Origin of the sequence: Candidatus Vondammii sp. HM_W22 (genome assembly GCF_022530855.2) — a bacterium.
In the GTDB taxonomy this organism is placed as follows: domain Bacteria; phylum Pseudomonadota; class Gammaproteobacteria; order Chromatiales; family Chromatiaceae; genus Vondammii.
The window spans coordinates 909,748-926,353 of sequence record NZ_CP099567.1 but is presented as its reverse complement, the minus strand read 5'-3'; the positions used below and the strand labels follow the sequence as shown (position 1 = coordinate 926,353).

The 16,606-nt window shown below is 51.7% G+C and carries 15 protein-coding genes; 2 read left to right on the top strand and 13 right to left on the bottom strand.

Annotated elements, in window-relative coordinates; genetic code table 11:
- Positions 1-153 precede the first annotated feature (153 nt).
- Positions 154-2,454 (bottom strand): autotransporter outer membrane beta-barrel domain-containing protein, encoded by a 2,301-nt coding sequence (locus tag MN084_RS05170; RefSeq protein WP_241086934.1) that lies wholly within the window; start codon positions 2,452-2,454, stop codon positions 154-156.
- Between the two features lie 16 nt (positions 2,455-2,470).
- Positions 2,471-2,683 carry a hypothetical protein gene (locus MN084_RS05165; RefSeq protein WP_241086935.1) on the bottom strand — a complete coding sequence of 71 codons (213 nt, stop codon included), beginning with the start codon at positions 2,681-2,683 and terminating at the stop codon, positions 2,471-2,473.
- Between the two features lie 146 nt (positions 2,684-2,829).
- Here MN084_RS05165 and MN084_RS05160 point away from each other — a divergent pair, with 146 nt between their 5' ends.
- Positions 2,830-3,066: a hypothetical protein gene (locus tag MN084_RS05160; protein ID WP_241086936.1), complete on the top strand. Its 237-nt coding sequence runs from the start codon at positions 2,830-2,832 to the stop codon at positions 3,064-3,066.
- 102 nt (positions 3,067-3,168) lie between these two features.
- Entirely contained in the window at positions 3,169-4,392 is a 1,224-nt protein-coding gene (locus tag MN084_RS05155) for an IS256 family transposase (protein WP_330178523.1), read from the top strand.
- A 9-nt stretch (positions 4,393-4,401) separates the two neighbouring features.
- On the opposite strand, the gene MN084_RS05150 is transcribed toward MN084_RS05155, so the two are convergent.
- From MN084_RS05150 to asd, 11 genes are all read right to left on the bottom strand, one after another.
- Positions 4,402-5,166 (bottom strand): hypothetical protein, encoded by a 765-nt coding sequence (locus MN084_RS05150; RefSeq protein WP_241086937.1) that lies wholly within the window; start codon positions 5,164-5,166, stop codon positions 4,402-4,404.
- Complete coding sequence (locus MN084_RS19275) at positions 5,163-5,411, bottom strand: hypothetical protein (RefSeq protein WP_445083889.1); 249 nt, start codon at positions 5,409-5,411, stop codon at positions 5,163-5,165. Before MN084_RS19275 ends, MN084_RS05150 begins: the two co-directional genes overlap by 4 nt.
- 398 nt (positions 5,412-5,809) lie before the next feature.
- Entirely contained in the window at positions 5,810-6,382 is a 573-nt protein-coding gene (locus tag MN084_RS05140) for an SPOR domain-containing protein (RefSeq protein WP_241086938.1), read from the bottom strand.
- A 179-nt stretch (positions 6,383-6,561) separates the two neighbouring features.
- Positions 6,562-7,824, bottom strand: coding sequence for a bifunctional tetrahydrofolate synthase/dihydrofolate synthase (gene folC / locus MN084_RS05135; protein ID WP_241086939.1), 1,263 nt, complete (start codon positions 7,822-7,824; stop codon positions 6,562-6,564).
- A 160-nt stretch (positions 7,825-7,984) separates the two neighbouring features.
- A complete protein-coding gene (gene accD, locus MN084_RS05130) occupies positions 7,985-8,845 on the bottom strand; it encodes an acetyl-CoA carboxylase, carboxyltransferase subunit beta (RefSeq protein WP_241086940.1) in 861 nt (286 codons plus the stop codon).
- 84 nt (positions 8,846-8,929) lie between these two features.
- Entirely contained in the window at positions 8,930-9,736 is an 807-nt protein-coding gene (gene trpA, locus MN084_RS05125) for a tryptophan synthase subunit alpha (RefSeq protein ID WP_241086941.1), read from the bottom strand.
- Positions 9,733-10,917 (bottom strand): tryptophan synthase subunit beta, encoded by a 1,185-nt coding sequence (gene trpB / locus MN084_RS05120; RefSeq protein WP_241087162.1) that lies wholly within the window; start codon positions 10,915-10,917, stop codon positions 9,733-9,735. Before trpB ends, trpA begins: the two co-directional genes overlap by 4 nt.
- 19 nt (positions 10,918-10,936) lie before the next feature.
- Positions 10,937-11,560, bottom strand: coding sequence for a phosphoribosylanthranilate isomerase (locus tag MN084_RS05115; RefSeq protein ID WP_241086942.1), 624 nt, complete (start codon positions 11,558-11,560; stop codon positions 10,937-10,939).
- 133 nt (positions 11,561-11,693) lie between these two features.
- Positions 11,694-12,464, bottom strand: coding sequence for a tRNA pseudouridine(38-40) synthase TruA (gene truA / locus MN084_RS05110; RefSeq protein ID WP_241086943.1), 771 nt, complete (start codon positions 12,462-12,464; stop codon positions 11,694-11,696).
- Between the two features lie 79 nt (positions 12,465-12,543).
- Positions 12,544-14,979: a FimV/HubP family polar landmark protein gene (locus MN084_RS05105; protein ID WP_241086944.1), complete on the bottom strand. Its 2,436-nt coding sequence runs from the start codon at positions 14,977-14,979 to the stop codon at positions 12,544-12,546.
- A gap of 501 nt (positions 14,980-15,480) precedes the next feature.
- Positions 15,481-16,596 carry an aspartate-semialdehyde dehydrogenase gene (gene asd / locus MN084_RS05100; protein ID WP_241086945.1) on the bottom strand — a complete coding sequence of 372 codons (1,116 nt, stop codon included), beginning with the start codon at positions 16,594-16,596 and terminating at the stop codon, positions 15,481-15,483.
- Between the last annotated feature and the right edge of the window lie 10 nt (positions 16,597-16,606).

The following is a 16,606-nucleotide window of genomic DNA, read 5'->3' as shown; positions in this document are numbered from 1 at the left end:
TAGGCCTGGTACAGGGGGGATTCCTGAATTTAACTCCGGCCGGAGAAGCAAAAGGTCCCGGGCACTCTCATCTGCGCCCGGAACCTGGAGTATAATGGAAAAGCCGAAAGATCTGGCCTGCTAAGTCCTTGAGCCCGCCGCCTTAAGACTCCGTCAGAAGTTCCACCGGAGTCCTGCAGTGCCACTGTACTGAGTATGGGGTTTTCCCCTTAAATCCTTCGCAACACCGATCTCACCAAAGAATATCAGACGATCATCATCGGTCAGCAGTTGAACGCCAAACCGCCCCTCAATGCGGGTTCTGTTTACTCGCATTTTGTTCACCTGCATCCCCACACTGGTCCCTGAGGCATTAAGGCTGCCCGGTCGGTCAAAGTCATGTACAAGGTTGGTAAGAACATAACCGGTCAGACCATTGCCGCCCTGAGACTTCAGCCTGCCACCCTCCAACGCAAGACCAAGCCGGCCCGTCAACGCTTTTTTCTCCTCCCAGGTCACCACAACACCTCTGCTATCAGTGAAATCATCAAGCTCCAGGCCATGCCACGCAAGCTGCGCCTGGGGGACAAGACGCGTGCCGCCAATAAAATCAAATCGGTGCCCGCCCTCAACACTTATCGACCAAGTCAGTGCGTCCAGAGAACCTTTACCGCCGGTATAACCTGTCACATCGATGTCATAGGCCGTCAACTGGCCAACCAGACCGCCATAAAAGCCATCTTGGCTGTACCAGATCAACGACGCACCGCCACCATAGCCACTGGTATCCGCGCTGGAAAGCCGTTCACCCATGGCATTGTCAACATCCAGATCAAGACGCTTGTAATGACCGAACACGCCCGCCGCCAGATAGCCGTCAGCACCGGCAAGCAGTTCATGGTCATAACCAAGCTGAATCATGGACTGCCTATAGTCAAGACTGGTATTTGCACTGTCAGCACCAAATGTCACACCCGCATCGACTGAGGTTTTTAAATATCTACTGCGCATCCATAAGCCGGAACCCGACTGGCTCGCCGTGCCATCCATGTCTAACAGTTGCCCTCGTCGACCCCGCTGCCACAGCGTATCTATCTCCTCACGCAGCACGACCTGAAGCGCACTGTAACCATAAAGCTGGGCCTGAAGTCCCGCTGATTTCTTCAGCGATTGCAGATACCAGTTCTGATTATCCGCCTGAACAAGATCATATTCATATGCGCCGGCAACAGCCGGGGCGCCAAGCACGAATGCACTTGAAGCGGAATAGCCTGCATCCAGCACTTCGATAACCAGGATACCGTCTGTCTTTCCCCGGCCGGTCAACCCACCAGCGCCTCCGGCATTGGCAACGATAACTTTTGTCGGGCCACCACTGCCTACCTCCGTCCTGTCAACAACCAGGACGTCAGTGGTATCCACCACGCCATCATCCAGAACCGTATCAATCCGCAGTTCTCCTCCATCGGCCCGGAATATTCCGCCGCCACTATTACCAGCGGTAGCGCCACCGGTGATCGACAATCTGGCCGAGCCTGCGGAAAAGTACTCTTTAACAAACGTAGTATCCCAGTCTGTTGGCGCTGTATCATCGTCAACCTCCGACGACAGCCCACTCATATCCTCAACCGTCAGCAGACGAACCGTCCCGGTCGCCGTATTGGTGAAAGTGTCGCTGCCGGTACCAAAGTCGTTGACGGCCACACTCTCTTTGTCACGGATACGGTCGCCATCTGTATCGGCAAAGCTACGCACATTGAACGAATTGGAAGAGCTATTGGTAAATGTATCATCACCACCACCAAGCGTCACAAAGCCAATGATAGTACCCGTATTGGTAATCGCTGCCGCCCCGTCTGCATCGATGATAGCCCGATCACTCAAGGCACTGAGAGTACTGCCAGACTGGATATCTATCGTGCCGCCACCCCGGCTGGCTGTGTTAATGCCCGCACCTGTACTCCGTCCACCCAGAATAGTGCCACCCGTGACTTTTACGCGAAAGCGTTGGTTTCCACTCCCCGCTGCCTCCAGGCCATCAGAACCTAAACCGGTGGCGGTGATATCTGCCGCGGAGGTGATGTTAATCGTGCCCGTACTGCCAGCGTGTGTGGCAGAAATACCGTGAGCTCTCCCACCCTCCGTGTTAATGGCCGCCTCAGAGTTAATGTTCATAGCAGCCGTACTCGGTGAGCTACCAATTCGGCTCTGAATTCCCCTGGCATAACGGCCTTTGGTGGTGATCTTCGCCGTAGAGGTAATATCAACCGCGCCTGTACCCTCGTGTCCGCCAAAAATTCCGTGGGCCAGGATGCCTTTGGTGGTAATCTCCGCCGCAGAGGTAATATTAATGGCACCCGTACCCCTCTGTTTGCCATAAATGCCATGGGCCTCTCCTTTCTCTGTGCTGATCGTACCGCCGGTCGCATTAATGGTAATCGAAGCTTGACTATTCGGGTCATCTGCATCACCCATAATGCCATGGGCCTTTTCACCTTTCGTGGTGATATCTGCCGCATGAGGTAATATCAAGCTTAAGCTTGCCCTCACCATCGTGCCGACCATAAATACCGGCGGCAGAATCCCCCTCAGTATTAATAGTGCCCTTTACATTAATCGCGATCTTATTCGTATCATCCAGCACATCAGCAGGGGAAAAACGGGCTGAAATATCGTGGGCTTCATTACCCGTCGTACCAATCACAGCATTTTCTGTTTGTGTAATATTGAGTGTGCCCGTGCCCCTATGCTCTGCCCAAATGCCATAGGCACCATCACCCCTTATACTGATAGTGCCGCTATCCTGCTGCGTAGAGCTTCAGCGCCAAACGTATCAATAGCACCGCTCCCATGCTGTGTAATATTGATATCGCCCACACCCCCATAGTGATCACTCTGAATCCCTATGGCACCAGTACCTATCGTGTCAATGGTGCCGCTAGAATCAATGGTGGTATCTCCATCACCAGCACTAGTCGTATGAATCCCATCACTGCTTTCCCCATCAGTCGTAATATCACCTGTCGATTTCACGGTAATACCACCGCTGCCAGACTGATACGAGTTATAACTGAAAGTGGTGTTTGAAAGGAATTGAAAAAAAGCCGGGTATCTGGTTGATTTGTTGTTGCGAGACATCAAAACAACCATTGGAGATACGCCACCACGAGTAAGAATAACGTTGTTAAGCTGGCAGGTCGCGATACGATTATCGATCCGCTGACAAAGTTGCTGAGAAGTGGTGCAGAGCAGTTGATCTACCAGGTGGTGGAGGCCGAGCTGCTGGAGCTGTTGGCGGAGCACGTCGAGCGACGGACAGAGGATGGCAAGGTGGGTGTGGTGCGTAATGGTCACCTGCCAGCTCGTAAACTGCAGACAGGATTAGGGCCGGTCACGGTCAAGATCCCCAAAGTACGAGCGAAGACCGGCGAGCCGGTGACGTTCCGATCAGCTCTGGTGCCGCCGTATGTACGCAAGACGAAGTCACTGGAAGCGGCACTGCCGTGGCTCTACCTGAAGAGGATTTCCAGTGGAGAGATGGGTGAAGCCCTGAAAGTGCTTGTGGTTCCGGGTGCAACAGGCTTGTCGGCGGGCAGGGTATCGCGTCTGAAGCAGGTCTGGGCAGAAGAATATCGGAGCGGGTGCGAGGAGCGCCTGGATAAGGGCCATTGGGTGTATGTGTGGGCAGACGGTGTCTACAGCGGACAGAGAGCAGAGCAGACGAAGCTGTGTGCCCTGGTGGTGATCGGCGTGAATGAGCGTGGTGAGAAGCATTTTCTGGCAATTGAGGATGGTGTACGGGAGTCCACACAGAGCTGGCGGGAGGTACTGTTGAAACTGAAGTCACGCGGACTGACCCCGCCCAAATTGGCGATCGGTGACGGTGCCATGGGATTCTGGGCTGCGCTGGAGGAAGTGTATCCAGAGACGCGTCAGCAGCGCTGCTGGATGCACAAGGCCATGAACGTGCTGAACTGCCTGCCAAGGTCAGCTCAGCCGAAAGCGAAGCAGGCACTGCACAACATCTGGCAGGCGGAGACCCAGGCCGATGCGGAAAAAGCCTTTGATCTGTTTATCAAAACGTATGAGCCAAAGTATCCGAAGGCTGCCATCTGTCTGCACAAAGACCGAGAGGAACTGATGGCTTTCTATCAATTTCCTGCGCAGCATTGGCAGAGTATTCGGACCAGCAATCCGATTGAATCCACCTTCGGGACAATCCGCCATCGAACCAAGCGTTCCAAGGGCTGCCTATCGCGTGACGGCATGCTACACATGATGTTTAAACTCGGCCTGTGTGCCGAGAAGACGTGGAGACGATTACGGGGTTTCGATTATCTGGCGAAGGTGATAACCGGAATCAAATTTAAAGAGGGTGTTGAGGTAGCAAGAGTCGATCAGGTCACCGCTTGATTCAACTGACTAAACACCAGATTTGGCTATAACTCGACTGATACCCATGGGTACAGAAGCTCCTCCGCCCGTTAGGAGCACACTGCCATGATGATTAATGATAACTTTACCAGCACCTCTTTGAATAATGCCCAAACCACCAAGTCCTCCTGGCGAGGACGAGGCCAGTGAAAGAATCGAACTGCCGGCTTCCTGAATAATTTCCATAGGCCCTGCATCGTCTCCATCCAGAGCTACCGATGGCTCAGCGGCGGAGGTTGTATCAATAGCTGATCCTTTCAACACATTTATGGTGTTTATGGGAGTACTGTATATTTGACGCTTAGTCACGGGGTTGGAATCTTTATTACAAGTTACTACGGTTCCGGCTGTTGTACACGCAGCCCATGCCTTGCCTGCACCGCCTGTGATGATATCCGGCAGTATCGAGCTGGAAACAAACAATCCAATGCCGAGTACTGTGCGGGAGAGTAATGATGACGAAACGGACACAACATGCCCGGTACCTGACACAGGGCCTGCGATACTACTTTTGAATCTTGCACTGAGCACGCTTCGCAGAACGCTGTTTTCGGTATGAGTTACATGCGCATTGATTGCTATTCTATTGCTCTTCCCTCGACGTCTGCAGTTTGCATGCAACTCATCTTCGAATAAACCGTATTTTCCGACCTTTACCATCTGCTGAATCTCCTCCATGAAAAACTTGCCGATTAATATCAAAACATCTCCAATATGTGTTCCCCGCACAATTATGGCAATGCGAAAATTCAAAAACCAATGGACATCCAGGATGGTCTGAAAAATTGAAGTTTTTCACTTATTGAGCGGATCAGTTTGGTTCTGCTGTCCATGCCAATATCGGCCTTCATGCCAAGGTACCATTTGCCTTTGCGGATTTTATGCATATCCAGATCAATACTCACGAACTTACCCATGGCACGTGAATTATAAAGCGCTCCGCGGGTCTTTAATTTCGGTACTTTCCAAAAACCTTGCTTGGCTTCTAAAGCCTCCAACGGGAAAGTGGGTGATCTGCGGGCCGATTGATAATAGGCGATTCCTGGAATTAATCTAGAGGTACCTGGGTTTTATTTTTCGTATCAGTCACGATAATGATTTATTTTTCCTGGCTGATCTCACCTTAAAATTAAATAGGAGTTTTTATGCTTACCATCCTTCGTGAGTTCTATCTTAAAGATTCAACTTTAAAAACCGGTTGGTTGAATGCAGCAAAGCCAAGCACACAAGAAGATTGAACTTCAATTTGTCTGGGGGGAGGAGGTAACTAAGCGGGAGGGAAACGACTTGGTTCAAAGGAAAACTGTGATCCTTACCCCTATACTGAAAGGCTGAGTCATATCTTTGGCTAACCCATCCCCTTGACATTTCAGATAAGATAATGCGACAGCACGGCCTACTGGTAGCTCTTCAGTGTTCCTTTCAACTTCATCGGCTTGAGCTGGCGATTTACTTTCCCCAACATCTGCTCTGCCAGTTTACGGTCTATTTCAGGACCAACCATCACCCTGAACAAAGTTTTCTCTTTGACACCTGCACGCTTGATAAAAGCGGGGAATTTCTTGCTTTTCAGAATCTTCTCAACTTTTTCAGCATTTTCACGTTTACCGAAACTACCCACCTGAACCACCCAGGCAGAGAGACCCACACGCTGTGTTACCGGGACGGGCTTAACCGGCTTGGCTACCGGTTGCGCTGGTTTTCCTGCTCGGGGAGGAGGCGTCTGCACCGGCTCGGGTTTGTCGTCTGATTGCAGAGGAACAATCTCGTCAAGGGTGGGGGAGAGTGTTTCACTTTCCAGCGGCAGCACTCGGGAAGAGAAGTATGTATCCGGCCGGGGGGGAATGTTGCTCTCGGTAATGCCCGTTTCAATAATCGGCCCATGCTCCAGCAACATGGGCACAAAAATAACCACCAGCGATATCAGGACGGTGGCACCCACAAGCCGCTTTTTCAGCCGTTCATCCACTATTCAGACCTCATTCTGCTGATCAATCAGTCAGCGTTCAATTTATACCAAAATAAGCCGGGCAAAAAACAAATGTTTAAAGTCAACCATAAGTTCTCAAAAAGTCCGTGCGGTAGAGAATATGGAGAACTTACAAATACCCGCGATTGAATTATACCACCACATAAGAGATGTATATCTCAAAGAAATTGAAGAACCTCGCCAACCATATAAAAAGAGCCAAAAACCAACAACCGGTCACTCTCCTCCGCTTCCGATTTTGCTGCAGCCAATGCGGCCGTCAGAGTTACGTAGCGGGTTATCTCTCCGGCGGGAACGCCAGCCGCTTCAATACTCTGCGACAGCATCTCGCACGATGCAACACGTTCCCCCTTCAGTTCAGTGATATACCAATGATCGACAAACGGAGCAATGATCCTCGCCACCTGCTCCACATCTTTATCTGCCAGCATGGAAAATATTGCCCGCGTGCTTCCGGAACAGAACATATCTTTAAGGTTATTCGCCAGTGCTCTGGCAGCTTCGGGATTATGCGCCACATCGAGAATTGTCATGGGAGCCTGGCCAATCACTTGAAATCGCCCTGGCAGCAATACCGACTGAAGGCCGGTCCTGATAGCTTGTTGGCTAAGAGGCAATTGCTGATCAAGGCACTCTAACGCCATGAGGACGGCTGATGCGTTCTGCAGTTGAAATCGTCCTCTCAGATAAGGCATGGGAAGTGAATATCGGTGATGCTCTCTCCCCTGCCAATGCCAACTCTGCCCATCCGTCTGATAGCTGAAATCACTCCCCGGGACAAACAGTGTGGCTGCCACATCTCCAGCGTGGAGAACCACAGAATCGGGCACCTGTGAGCCACCAAAAACCACCGGACATCCCGGCCGCATGATACCCGCTTTCTCCAGGCCGATTTGATCCCGGGTGTCTCCCAGCCAATCGGTATGGTCAATATCAACTGTCGTGATCAGTGCGACATCGGGATCGATAATATTGACGGCATCAAGCCGCCCTCCCAGCCCCACTTCAAGAATGGCTACATCCAACTCATCGCGGGCAAAAATCTCCAGGGCAGCAAGGGTACCGAACTCGAAATAAGTCAAGGTGGAGTTTTCACGGGCCTGATCGATTCGCTCAAAGGCCTGGCAAAGCCTGTCGTCGGTTGCCTCCTCCCCATCAATGCGAATTCGTTCGTTATATCGGATCAGATGGGGGGATGTGTAACAGCCGGTACGGTAACCACCGGCCCGCAGCATGGCATCGAGAAAAGCGACACAGGAGCCTTTGCCGTTAGTACCGGCAACAGTAATGATGTTGCATGACAATGGGCCTGGATGGAGTCGTTTCCATACCGTCTTTATACGCTCTAATCCAAGCTCGATCTCACGGGGATGCAGTCCCGACTGCCAGTCGAGCCACTCTTGGAGGGATTTGGAACCCATAGATACCTGCATGTAGTGGTGTCGGATAGTCAGTGCATATCCAGAAGCATACAGAACAAACTAAGAAAACCCTTTAATTAAATCAGTCTACTATCTTCGTGTTCTTCGCGGTGAGTTATTGGTTTCCGGACAAATACTCAATTAGGCAATATTTACCGCTTCACGGCCGGGGTTTGTGAGTCAGCATACTCAGCAGGCTGGCCAAATGATCACGCATGTCACGGCGGTCGACAATCATATCCACCGCACCATGCTCCAACAGAAACTCGCTTCGCTGAAACCCCTCCGGCAAGGTCTCACGCACGGTCTGTTCAATGACTCGGGGACCGGCAAATCCGATCAGTGCCTTGGGCTCAGCTATATTGACATCGCCGAGCATGGCAAAACTGGCAGAGACGCCGCCCATGGTAGGGTCGGTCATTACCGAGATATAGGGAATACCACGCTTACGCATCTTGTTCAGAGCTGCACTGGTCTTGGCCATCTGCATCAGAGAGAAAAGTGACTCCTGCATCCGGGCACCACCGCTGGCGGAGAAACAGATAAAGGGGATGCTCCGTTCAAGGGCCACATTGACCCCCTGAACGAACCGTTCACCCACAACAGATCCCATGGAGCCGCCCATAAAACCAAACTCGAAAGCGGCAACCACTAGGTCCAGCTCTTTAAGCTGACCACGCATCACAATCAGGGCATCTTTCTCCCCGGTCTTTTTCTGTGCCTGGATAATGCGGTCTTTGTACTTCTTACTGTCCTTGAATTTGAGCGGATCCAGCGGCGTCAGGTTACCGGCAATCTCTTCCCTTGGTTCTGGATCGAGAAAAGTCTCCAAGCGTCTGCGGGCACTCATCCGGTTGTGGTGGCTGCATTTAGGGCAGACATCCTGATTGCGCTCCATCTCCGCACGATAGAGGATGGCACTGCAACCGGGGCATTTAGCCCATAACCCTTCCGGAACCGCACGTTTGCTGCCGCCTTCAGTACGGATGCGACTGGGCATCAGTTTTTCAAACCAACTCATGGTTCAAGTCCTATCTATTCTCTCTCTGTTCCGATTGCCGCTATGCAATCAGAGCGTTAATAAACTGTTTACCGGTATCGGTGATCAGATCAGATCCAATGCCTCACGCATGGAGGAGAGAATTAATGAAATCGCCGGAGCAATCTTATCAGGCGTCTCCCTCAACTCTTCAACACAGGCCACCAGCACACTTCCCACAACCACGGCATCGCCAACCTGGCCCATTGCTTGGGCAGTATCCGCACTCTTGATACCAAAACCTATACCCAGGGGAAGATTCGTCATCTTGCGGATCTGAGCTCCCTTGGCTGCCACTTCGCCCACTGATGGGCGGCTTGCGCCGGTTATTCCCTTGACCGAGACATAGTAAACAAAACCGCTGGCCGCGTCGCAGATACGTTGAATCCGCTCTTCACTGCTAGTGGGCGCCAATAGAAATATAGCGTCAATTTCCTGTGGACGCAGTGCGGCAAGATATTCATCCGCCTCTTCAGGTGGAATATCAACCGTCAGAACACCGTCGACACCCGCCGCTCCCGCTGCCTTGGCAAACGCATTATATCCCATCACCTCGATAGGATTCAGATAACCCATCAACACAACCGGTGTTTCATTATCCTGCTCACGGAATTGACGCACCATATCCAACACGTCATGCAAGCTGACATTGTGCTCCAACGCCCGTTCACTGGCCCGCTGAATCACCGGGCCATCGGCCATTGGATCCGAGAAGGGAACACCCAGCTCGATGATATCGGCCCCGGCCTTCACCATTGAATGCATCAACGGCACTATTATATCCGGCGTTGGGTCACCCGCTGTAACAAACGGGATCAGCGCAACTTTGTTGTTTTCGTCCAATTGCTTGAAACGTCCACTGATGCGACTCATATCTTTATTCCATCCAGTGCAGCGACAGTGTGCATATCTTTATCGCCCCGGCCCGAGAGGTTGACCAGAATAATCTGGTCCGGGTTCATCTCTCTGGCCAGTTTGAAACTCTGGGCCAGAGCATGGCTCGATTCCAGTGCTGGAATAATGCCTTCTGTTTTGGTCAGAGTATGAAAGGCTTCCAGAGCCTCTTCGTCGGTCACTGCCACATAACGGGCACGACCAATATCTTTCAGCCAGGCGTGCTCTGGCCCAACACCCGGATAATCCAGGCCGGCAGAGATCGAGTGTGTCTCGATTATCTGACCATTGGGATCTTCCATCAAATAGGTGCGATTGCCATGCAGTACACCCGGTTTACCTGCGCACAAAGGGGCTGCATGCTGTCCGGTATCAAGGCCTTTTCCGGCCGCTTCCACACCGATAATCTCGACACTCTCATCATTCAGAAAGGGATAGAACAGGCCGATGGCATTTGATCCGCCGCCGACACAAGCGACCAGGACATCGGGCAGACGACCGGCCTGCCGCTGAATCTGCTCCCGTGCCTCCCGGCCGATAATGGCCTGAAAATCGCGCACCATGGCAGGATAAGGATGAGGGCCGGCAACAGTGCCTATAATGTAGAAGGTGTCATCAACATTGGTCACCCAGTCGCGCATCGCTTCATTCAGGGCATCTTTCAGCGTTCTGGAGCCGGACTCCACAGCGACAACCTCTGCGCCCAACAGCTTCATTCTGTAGACATTCGCCTCCTGTCGGAGGATATCCACGGCGCCCATGTAGATCACGCATTCAAGTCCGAGGCGGACGGCTACAGTTGCTGTTGCCACGCCGTGTTGGCCTGCGCCTGTTTCAGCAATAATACGCTTTTTCTCCATCCGGCTTGCCAGCAAAGCCTGACCAACGGTATTATTGATCTTATGTGCACCTGTGTGGTTGAGGTCTTCGCGTTTCAGATAGATCTGTGCCCCGCCCAGCTCCCGGCTCAGTCGCTCAGCGTGATAGACGGGGGAAGGACGACCGACATAGTTAGCTAGGTCTGCATCCAGCTCTGCCAGGAAGGCCTCATCCTGCATATATTTTTCATAGGCCTGACGCAATTCATCGAGTGGCCCCATTAGAGTCTCTGCGACAAACAGGCCACCATAAGGTCCGAAATGCCCCCGACCATCCGGCATTTGGATAAAATCTTTCTGTTTAGTGGTTGGCACACTCTACTCCTCGCATGAATGCCGCAATCTTTGATTCATCCTTGATGCCCTTCTCCCGCTCCACCCCGCCACTGACATCTACCGCATAGGGCCTGACTTGGCGAATAGCACCCTCAATATTTTCCGGTGCAAGTCCTCCTGCGAGGACAATGTCACTGCGTATATCAGCCGGTATCATCTCCCAGTTAAAAACTTCACCCGTTCCTCCGGGTTTGCCTTTCTGATAGGTATCAAGCAGCAATCCTGTCGCTTCTGAATAACGCTCGCGCAACAAATCAAGATCCACATCATCCCGCATTCGCACCGCCTTTATGTAAGGTCGGCCATGTCCACCGCAGGCTTCAGGTACCTCGTTACCGTGAAACTGTAATAAGTCTATCCGCGTATGGGCCAACACTTCAGCGACTGCAGCATGTCCTGCATCAACGAACAGACCCACAATTGTAACGAAAGGCGGGACAACACGCACAATAGAATCGGCTTGTTCCAGCGTCACTGCACGTAGACTGGGTGGATAAAATACCAGCCCTATGGCATCAGCCCCTTGATCTACCGCCACCAGGGCATCTTGCGGACAGGTGATACCACAGATTTTAACGCGTGTTCTCATTGGGATGCTAAAGATACAGGATAGTGCCGGAATGAGGAAGTTATTCACACTGAAATGGGTCCAATACCTCCTTCAATAAAAAAACATAGCGCTTAAACAATAGCGTGCATACATTTGCGTACTGACATAACAATTAATCAGCCGGAGGCTCGGGCAGGGCAAACTCCCCGGGATAGCCCACTTCCATCATATAAAGCCCCTGAGGAGGTGCTGTAACGCCGCCTAATACCCTGCTGCGGTACTCCAGCACCTCTTTCGCCCACACCACCGGGCGGTCGCCCTTGCCAATGGCAATCAGCACACCGGCTATGTTCCGTACCATATGGTGCAGAAAGGCATTTGCCTTGACGTCAATGATCACTCGATCCTCTTGCCTGCTGGCATCCAGCCTGATTATAGTTTTGACCGGGCTTTTTGCCTGACAGCCAAGCGCACGGAAAGAGGAAAAATCGTGGGTCCCCAGCAGTGACAGTGCGGCTTCATCCATCCTCTCCGCATCCAGTGGATGATGCTGCCAGACCGTCCGGTCACGCCAAATCGCAGACCGGCTGTTGCGGTTCATAATAATATAGCGGTAGCGCCTGTTAACCGCAGAGAAGCGAGCATGAAAATGCTCAGGTACCTGCTTCACCCAGGTGACACTGATATCAGGGGGAAGATTCACGTTACTGCCTAACAGCCAGCCTCTGGATGAACGGTTTGAAGGCGTATCGAAATGAACAACCTGGCCCAGGGCATGCACGCCGGTATCAGTCCTGCCTGCGCAAGCGACTGTTACCGGGTGATCAGCCACCTTGGATATGGCATATTCCAGTCGATCCTGGACGGTTACAATGCCCTCTTTCTGTCGTTGCCATCCATGAAATGACGTACCGTCATACTCGATACCCATCGCCACGCGCATCTATAATAACCTCCTGACAAAAAAGAGGCGCACCTGGGGTGCGCCTCCTGTATAGATAGATTACCGAATGTTATCCGGTTCAGGTAAGTTGATCCAACAGTTGCTGTGCCTCCTGCTGCTGTCCTTGGTTACCCCCACCCAACACCTCTTCCAGAATACTGCGGGCACCCTCTACATCACCCAGATCTACATAGGCACGAGCCAGATCCAGCTTGGTATTCACCTCATCGACGATCTCATCCGTCTCACCTGTGGATAATGAGGTCGACTCAAACTCTTCCACATCGCTAAGAGAGAGAGATGTCTCCAGGTCAGTGGCTGCTTCACCCGCGTCAAGATTCAGCCCAAGCCCGTCAAATGAGTCGTCCGCTTGATCTCCGGTGCCTGCGGTTTCCGCTACATCACTAAAATCGAGAATCGTATCTTCCAACTCTCCCGAAGCTGCAGTTTCAGATGTATCTGCCTCAGGCAGAGTCAGATTATCAACACCAAGATCCAGATCGTCACCACCTGAATCCGTCGCTAGTGCATCTTCCTTAAAGCCATTTAAATCATCAAGGGTAAATGAGCCGAGTTCATCTTCAGCAGCTGTTTCAGCCGGCAGATCGAAATCAAGACCGTCGCCTAGACCAAGATCTTCTTCCAGCGCGTTCAGTTCAGCATCTACCTGACCGTTGTTCACTGGTGCTGGTGCATCTACACCTGAGAAAAGTGCATGACTCGAGGCCAGCTGCGCTCCCATCGCGACCACCTTTAACCAGATATCAGCATCAGACTTATTAATCCCTTCTGCCGCCGACTGCTCTGCCAAGGCAACGAAACTGTCACTGTCTTTGACCGCAAAGAGAATCTCAAAGAGTTTATGTTTGAGTTCGACTCGCTCAGGATTTCGCTCAATTGCCTGTTTGATCAGCTTCTCAGCCTGCTGATAACGGCCATAGGCGATATAAACATCCGCCTCGGCTAGCGGGTCTACTTCGCCGGTCTCATCCTGCAACGCACCAATGTCACTGGGTGAAAAGTCGCTCAGGAAAGAAGTCTCTTCAGCTATCTGCGTTGTGGTACCGGTTGGTACCCCTTCCATAGGCTCAGCTTCACTATCCTCCATGCCACTGACCAGAATACTCTCCTGAAAATTAGCACTGTTGGATCGGCGCCTACTGATAACCACCCATAACAAGACCACCACCACCACAATCGAAGTCAGGCTAACACCCAGCATTGTGGCATCACCTGATATCCGCTCGAATAAGCTTTTTTCCTTATCCATCAGAGAGGGCTGCATCTGCTGTTTTGAAGGCTCAATAGCCGCCACAGGCTTAATTATTGCCTGAGAGACAGACGCCTCTTCCTTTGCAGCAGCTATCTCCTCAGCAACAACTTTTTCTGCTGTAACAACCTCTTCACCTTCGGATTTCGGAACAACTTGAGCGCCTTCATCCAACTCTTTAATACCATCGACGAGCGCCACCTGAAGGCGGGCAAGCTGGTCATCTTTCAGCGTCAACAACCGCCGCAGATCGTTTAACTGGGCTTCCAGGTCTCCCACCCGGGAGCGTAACTCTTCACCCTCTTGTATAGCACTATCGGTAGCTTCCTGAGCAATGATCAGATCCTGGGCCAGTCGATCAACGGTCTGAGCTTTGTTTTGTTCATCGTCACCAGCACCCGCCTCATCCTCTCCTTCCGGCCGGGCAGATACAATTTTCAGTTCTGCTGTGAGCACATCGCTCTCTGCCTCAACCTGAGTAACCGCTGCTTGAGCTGTGATTTCCGGCTCTGCAACAGATGCTGCGGCAGGTTTACGGTCCGCCTGCCAGGCATACATCTGCTCACGGTAAGCCGAACCTGCCTCCTTAGTACCCAGAAGCATCATCTCTTCACTATCAGCCACTCGCAGAATCTGCCCAACTTTGAGATTGTTGATGTTCTGCTTAATGAAGGCCTGGGGATTAGCCTGGAGCAGCAACATCATTGCTTGATTCATTGTTACACCCTGATGCCTCACTTTTTTGGCGATGCTCCAAAGGGTGTCATTTCTTTTCGTTGGCCCATATTCGGAAGCAGCACCTCCGCCAGCCCAGGAGACATCGAAAGGCTGAACCAGCGATTGTCCAACTGTATTTGAAGACGTTGCAGAAGAGTGCATACTGGCCTGAGCAGACTGCACCAGTACTGGGTGCCCGTCCAGCGTTACTGGCGGGTCCAGCAACACGGTATATTCACGAACTATTTTCCCTTTTGGCCAATTCACTTCTATCAGGAAGTTAAGGAAAGGCTCCCGGATAGGATCACGACTAGTGACCTGAACAACCGAGGTACCATCCGGTAACTCCACCGGTTTAAAACGGAGTTTGGTGAGAGCAAATGGCCGGTCGATACCTGCTCGCTGAAAGGCACCGGAGGATGCCAGTTCCACCCTGACATCAGAAATTTCACCTGCCGCCACAGACAGTAAATTGATATCCGCGCTGAAATAATCATTCAGTGCCGATTTTAAATGGATATCGCCCAAGCCCAATGCAGTTACGCAAAATGGTGTAACGCCTATTGCAAGCGCCAAAGCAAGGGATAATTTATGAACCATGTCTTCCCCATTCTGTGCCAATTCTCTGAAAAATTTTCCCAGGTAGATAGTGATCCTTGCACAGTAACCAATCCACCGCATTTGCAGCAGACTCCCCCAGGGTAGAATAAACTTAATAATTACCGCCTAACTATTGCGTATAAATACCATCTTTCAAAAATCCTGACAAGCCAAATAGTTTGAACCACTGCTCTTTCTAGAAGATTACCCACTACTTTCTTCAGACTCAAGAGAGTGGAAAGCATTTTTTCGTTAAGGCCAGACATGCTCACCATTGCATCGGGTTATTAAGACCAGTTTCCGGCTACAATCCACACTAGAATCGGCAAGACTTGGTCTAACTTTAATTTTTGAGCAAAATAATAAAGTCTGCCCGGTGGCTTTCTACCCCACCGAGCAAAACAGACTCCCATTCACTATTTGTTATTTTCAACGCTCCAGCAAAATGCGCAACATACGACGCAGCGGCTCCGCGGCACCCCATAACAGCTGGTCGCCCACAGTGAATGCAGAGAGATATTCACCGCCCATCGCCAGTTTACGCAAGCGGCCTACCGGTACGCTCAAAGTGCCGGTCACCATGGCAGGGGTCAGCTCCTGAATGGTCAGCTCTCTTTCATTGGGTATCAATTTTACCCACTCGTTCGCAGAAGCAAGAATATCCTCTATCTCATCAACCGGCACATCCCTGGTCAATTTGATTGTCAGTGCCTGACTATGAGACCGCATCGCACCGATACGGACACAGAGACCATCCAGAGGGAGTGGATTACTCTCAAGTCCGAGGATCTTGTTGGTCTCAGCGCTACTCTTCCACTCCTCACGGCTCTGGCCATTTTCCATTTCGGTATCGATCCAGGGAATCAGGCTTCCGGCGAGTGCAACACCAAAGTTATCGGTTGGAAACTCATCACTGCGCAATCTATCCGCCACCTGCCGGTCAATGTCGAGAATAGCCGATGAAGGATCATCCAGCAGTTCCTTCACCGCCCCATGGGCGCTGCCCATCTGACTCAGCAGTTCACGCATGTTCTTCGCGCCGGAACCGGAAGCCGCCTGATAGGTCATGGCTGTCGCCCACTCCACCAAGCCTTCCCGAAACAGCCCGCCCAGCCCCATCAACATCAGGCTGACGGTGCAGTTGCCACCAATGAAGTTTTTCACGCCTGATCCCAGTCCATCGGTAATGACATCCATATTCACCGGATCCAAAACAATAATACTGTCATCTTCCATGCGGAGCGTGGAGGCGGCATCAACCCAATAGCCCTGCCAGCCGTTTGCGCGGAGTTTGCCAAACACCTGCTTGGTATATCCGCCACCCTGGCAGGAGACAATGACATCCATGGATTTCAGCTCATCCAAGTCACTGGCATCTTTTAGCGGTGGGATCGCTTTACCGATATCCGGTCCCTGCTGCCCTACCTGGGAGGTGGTAAAAAAGACCGGCTCATCTATCAGATCGAAATCTTTCTCCGCACGCATACGGTCCATCAATACCGAGCCAACCATACCACGCCAACCAATAAATCCAATCCTTTTCATTAACTTAACC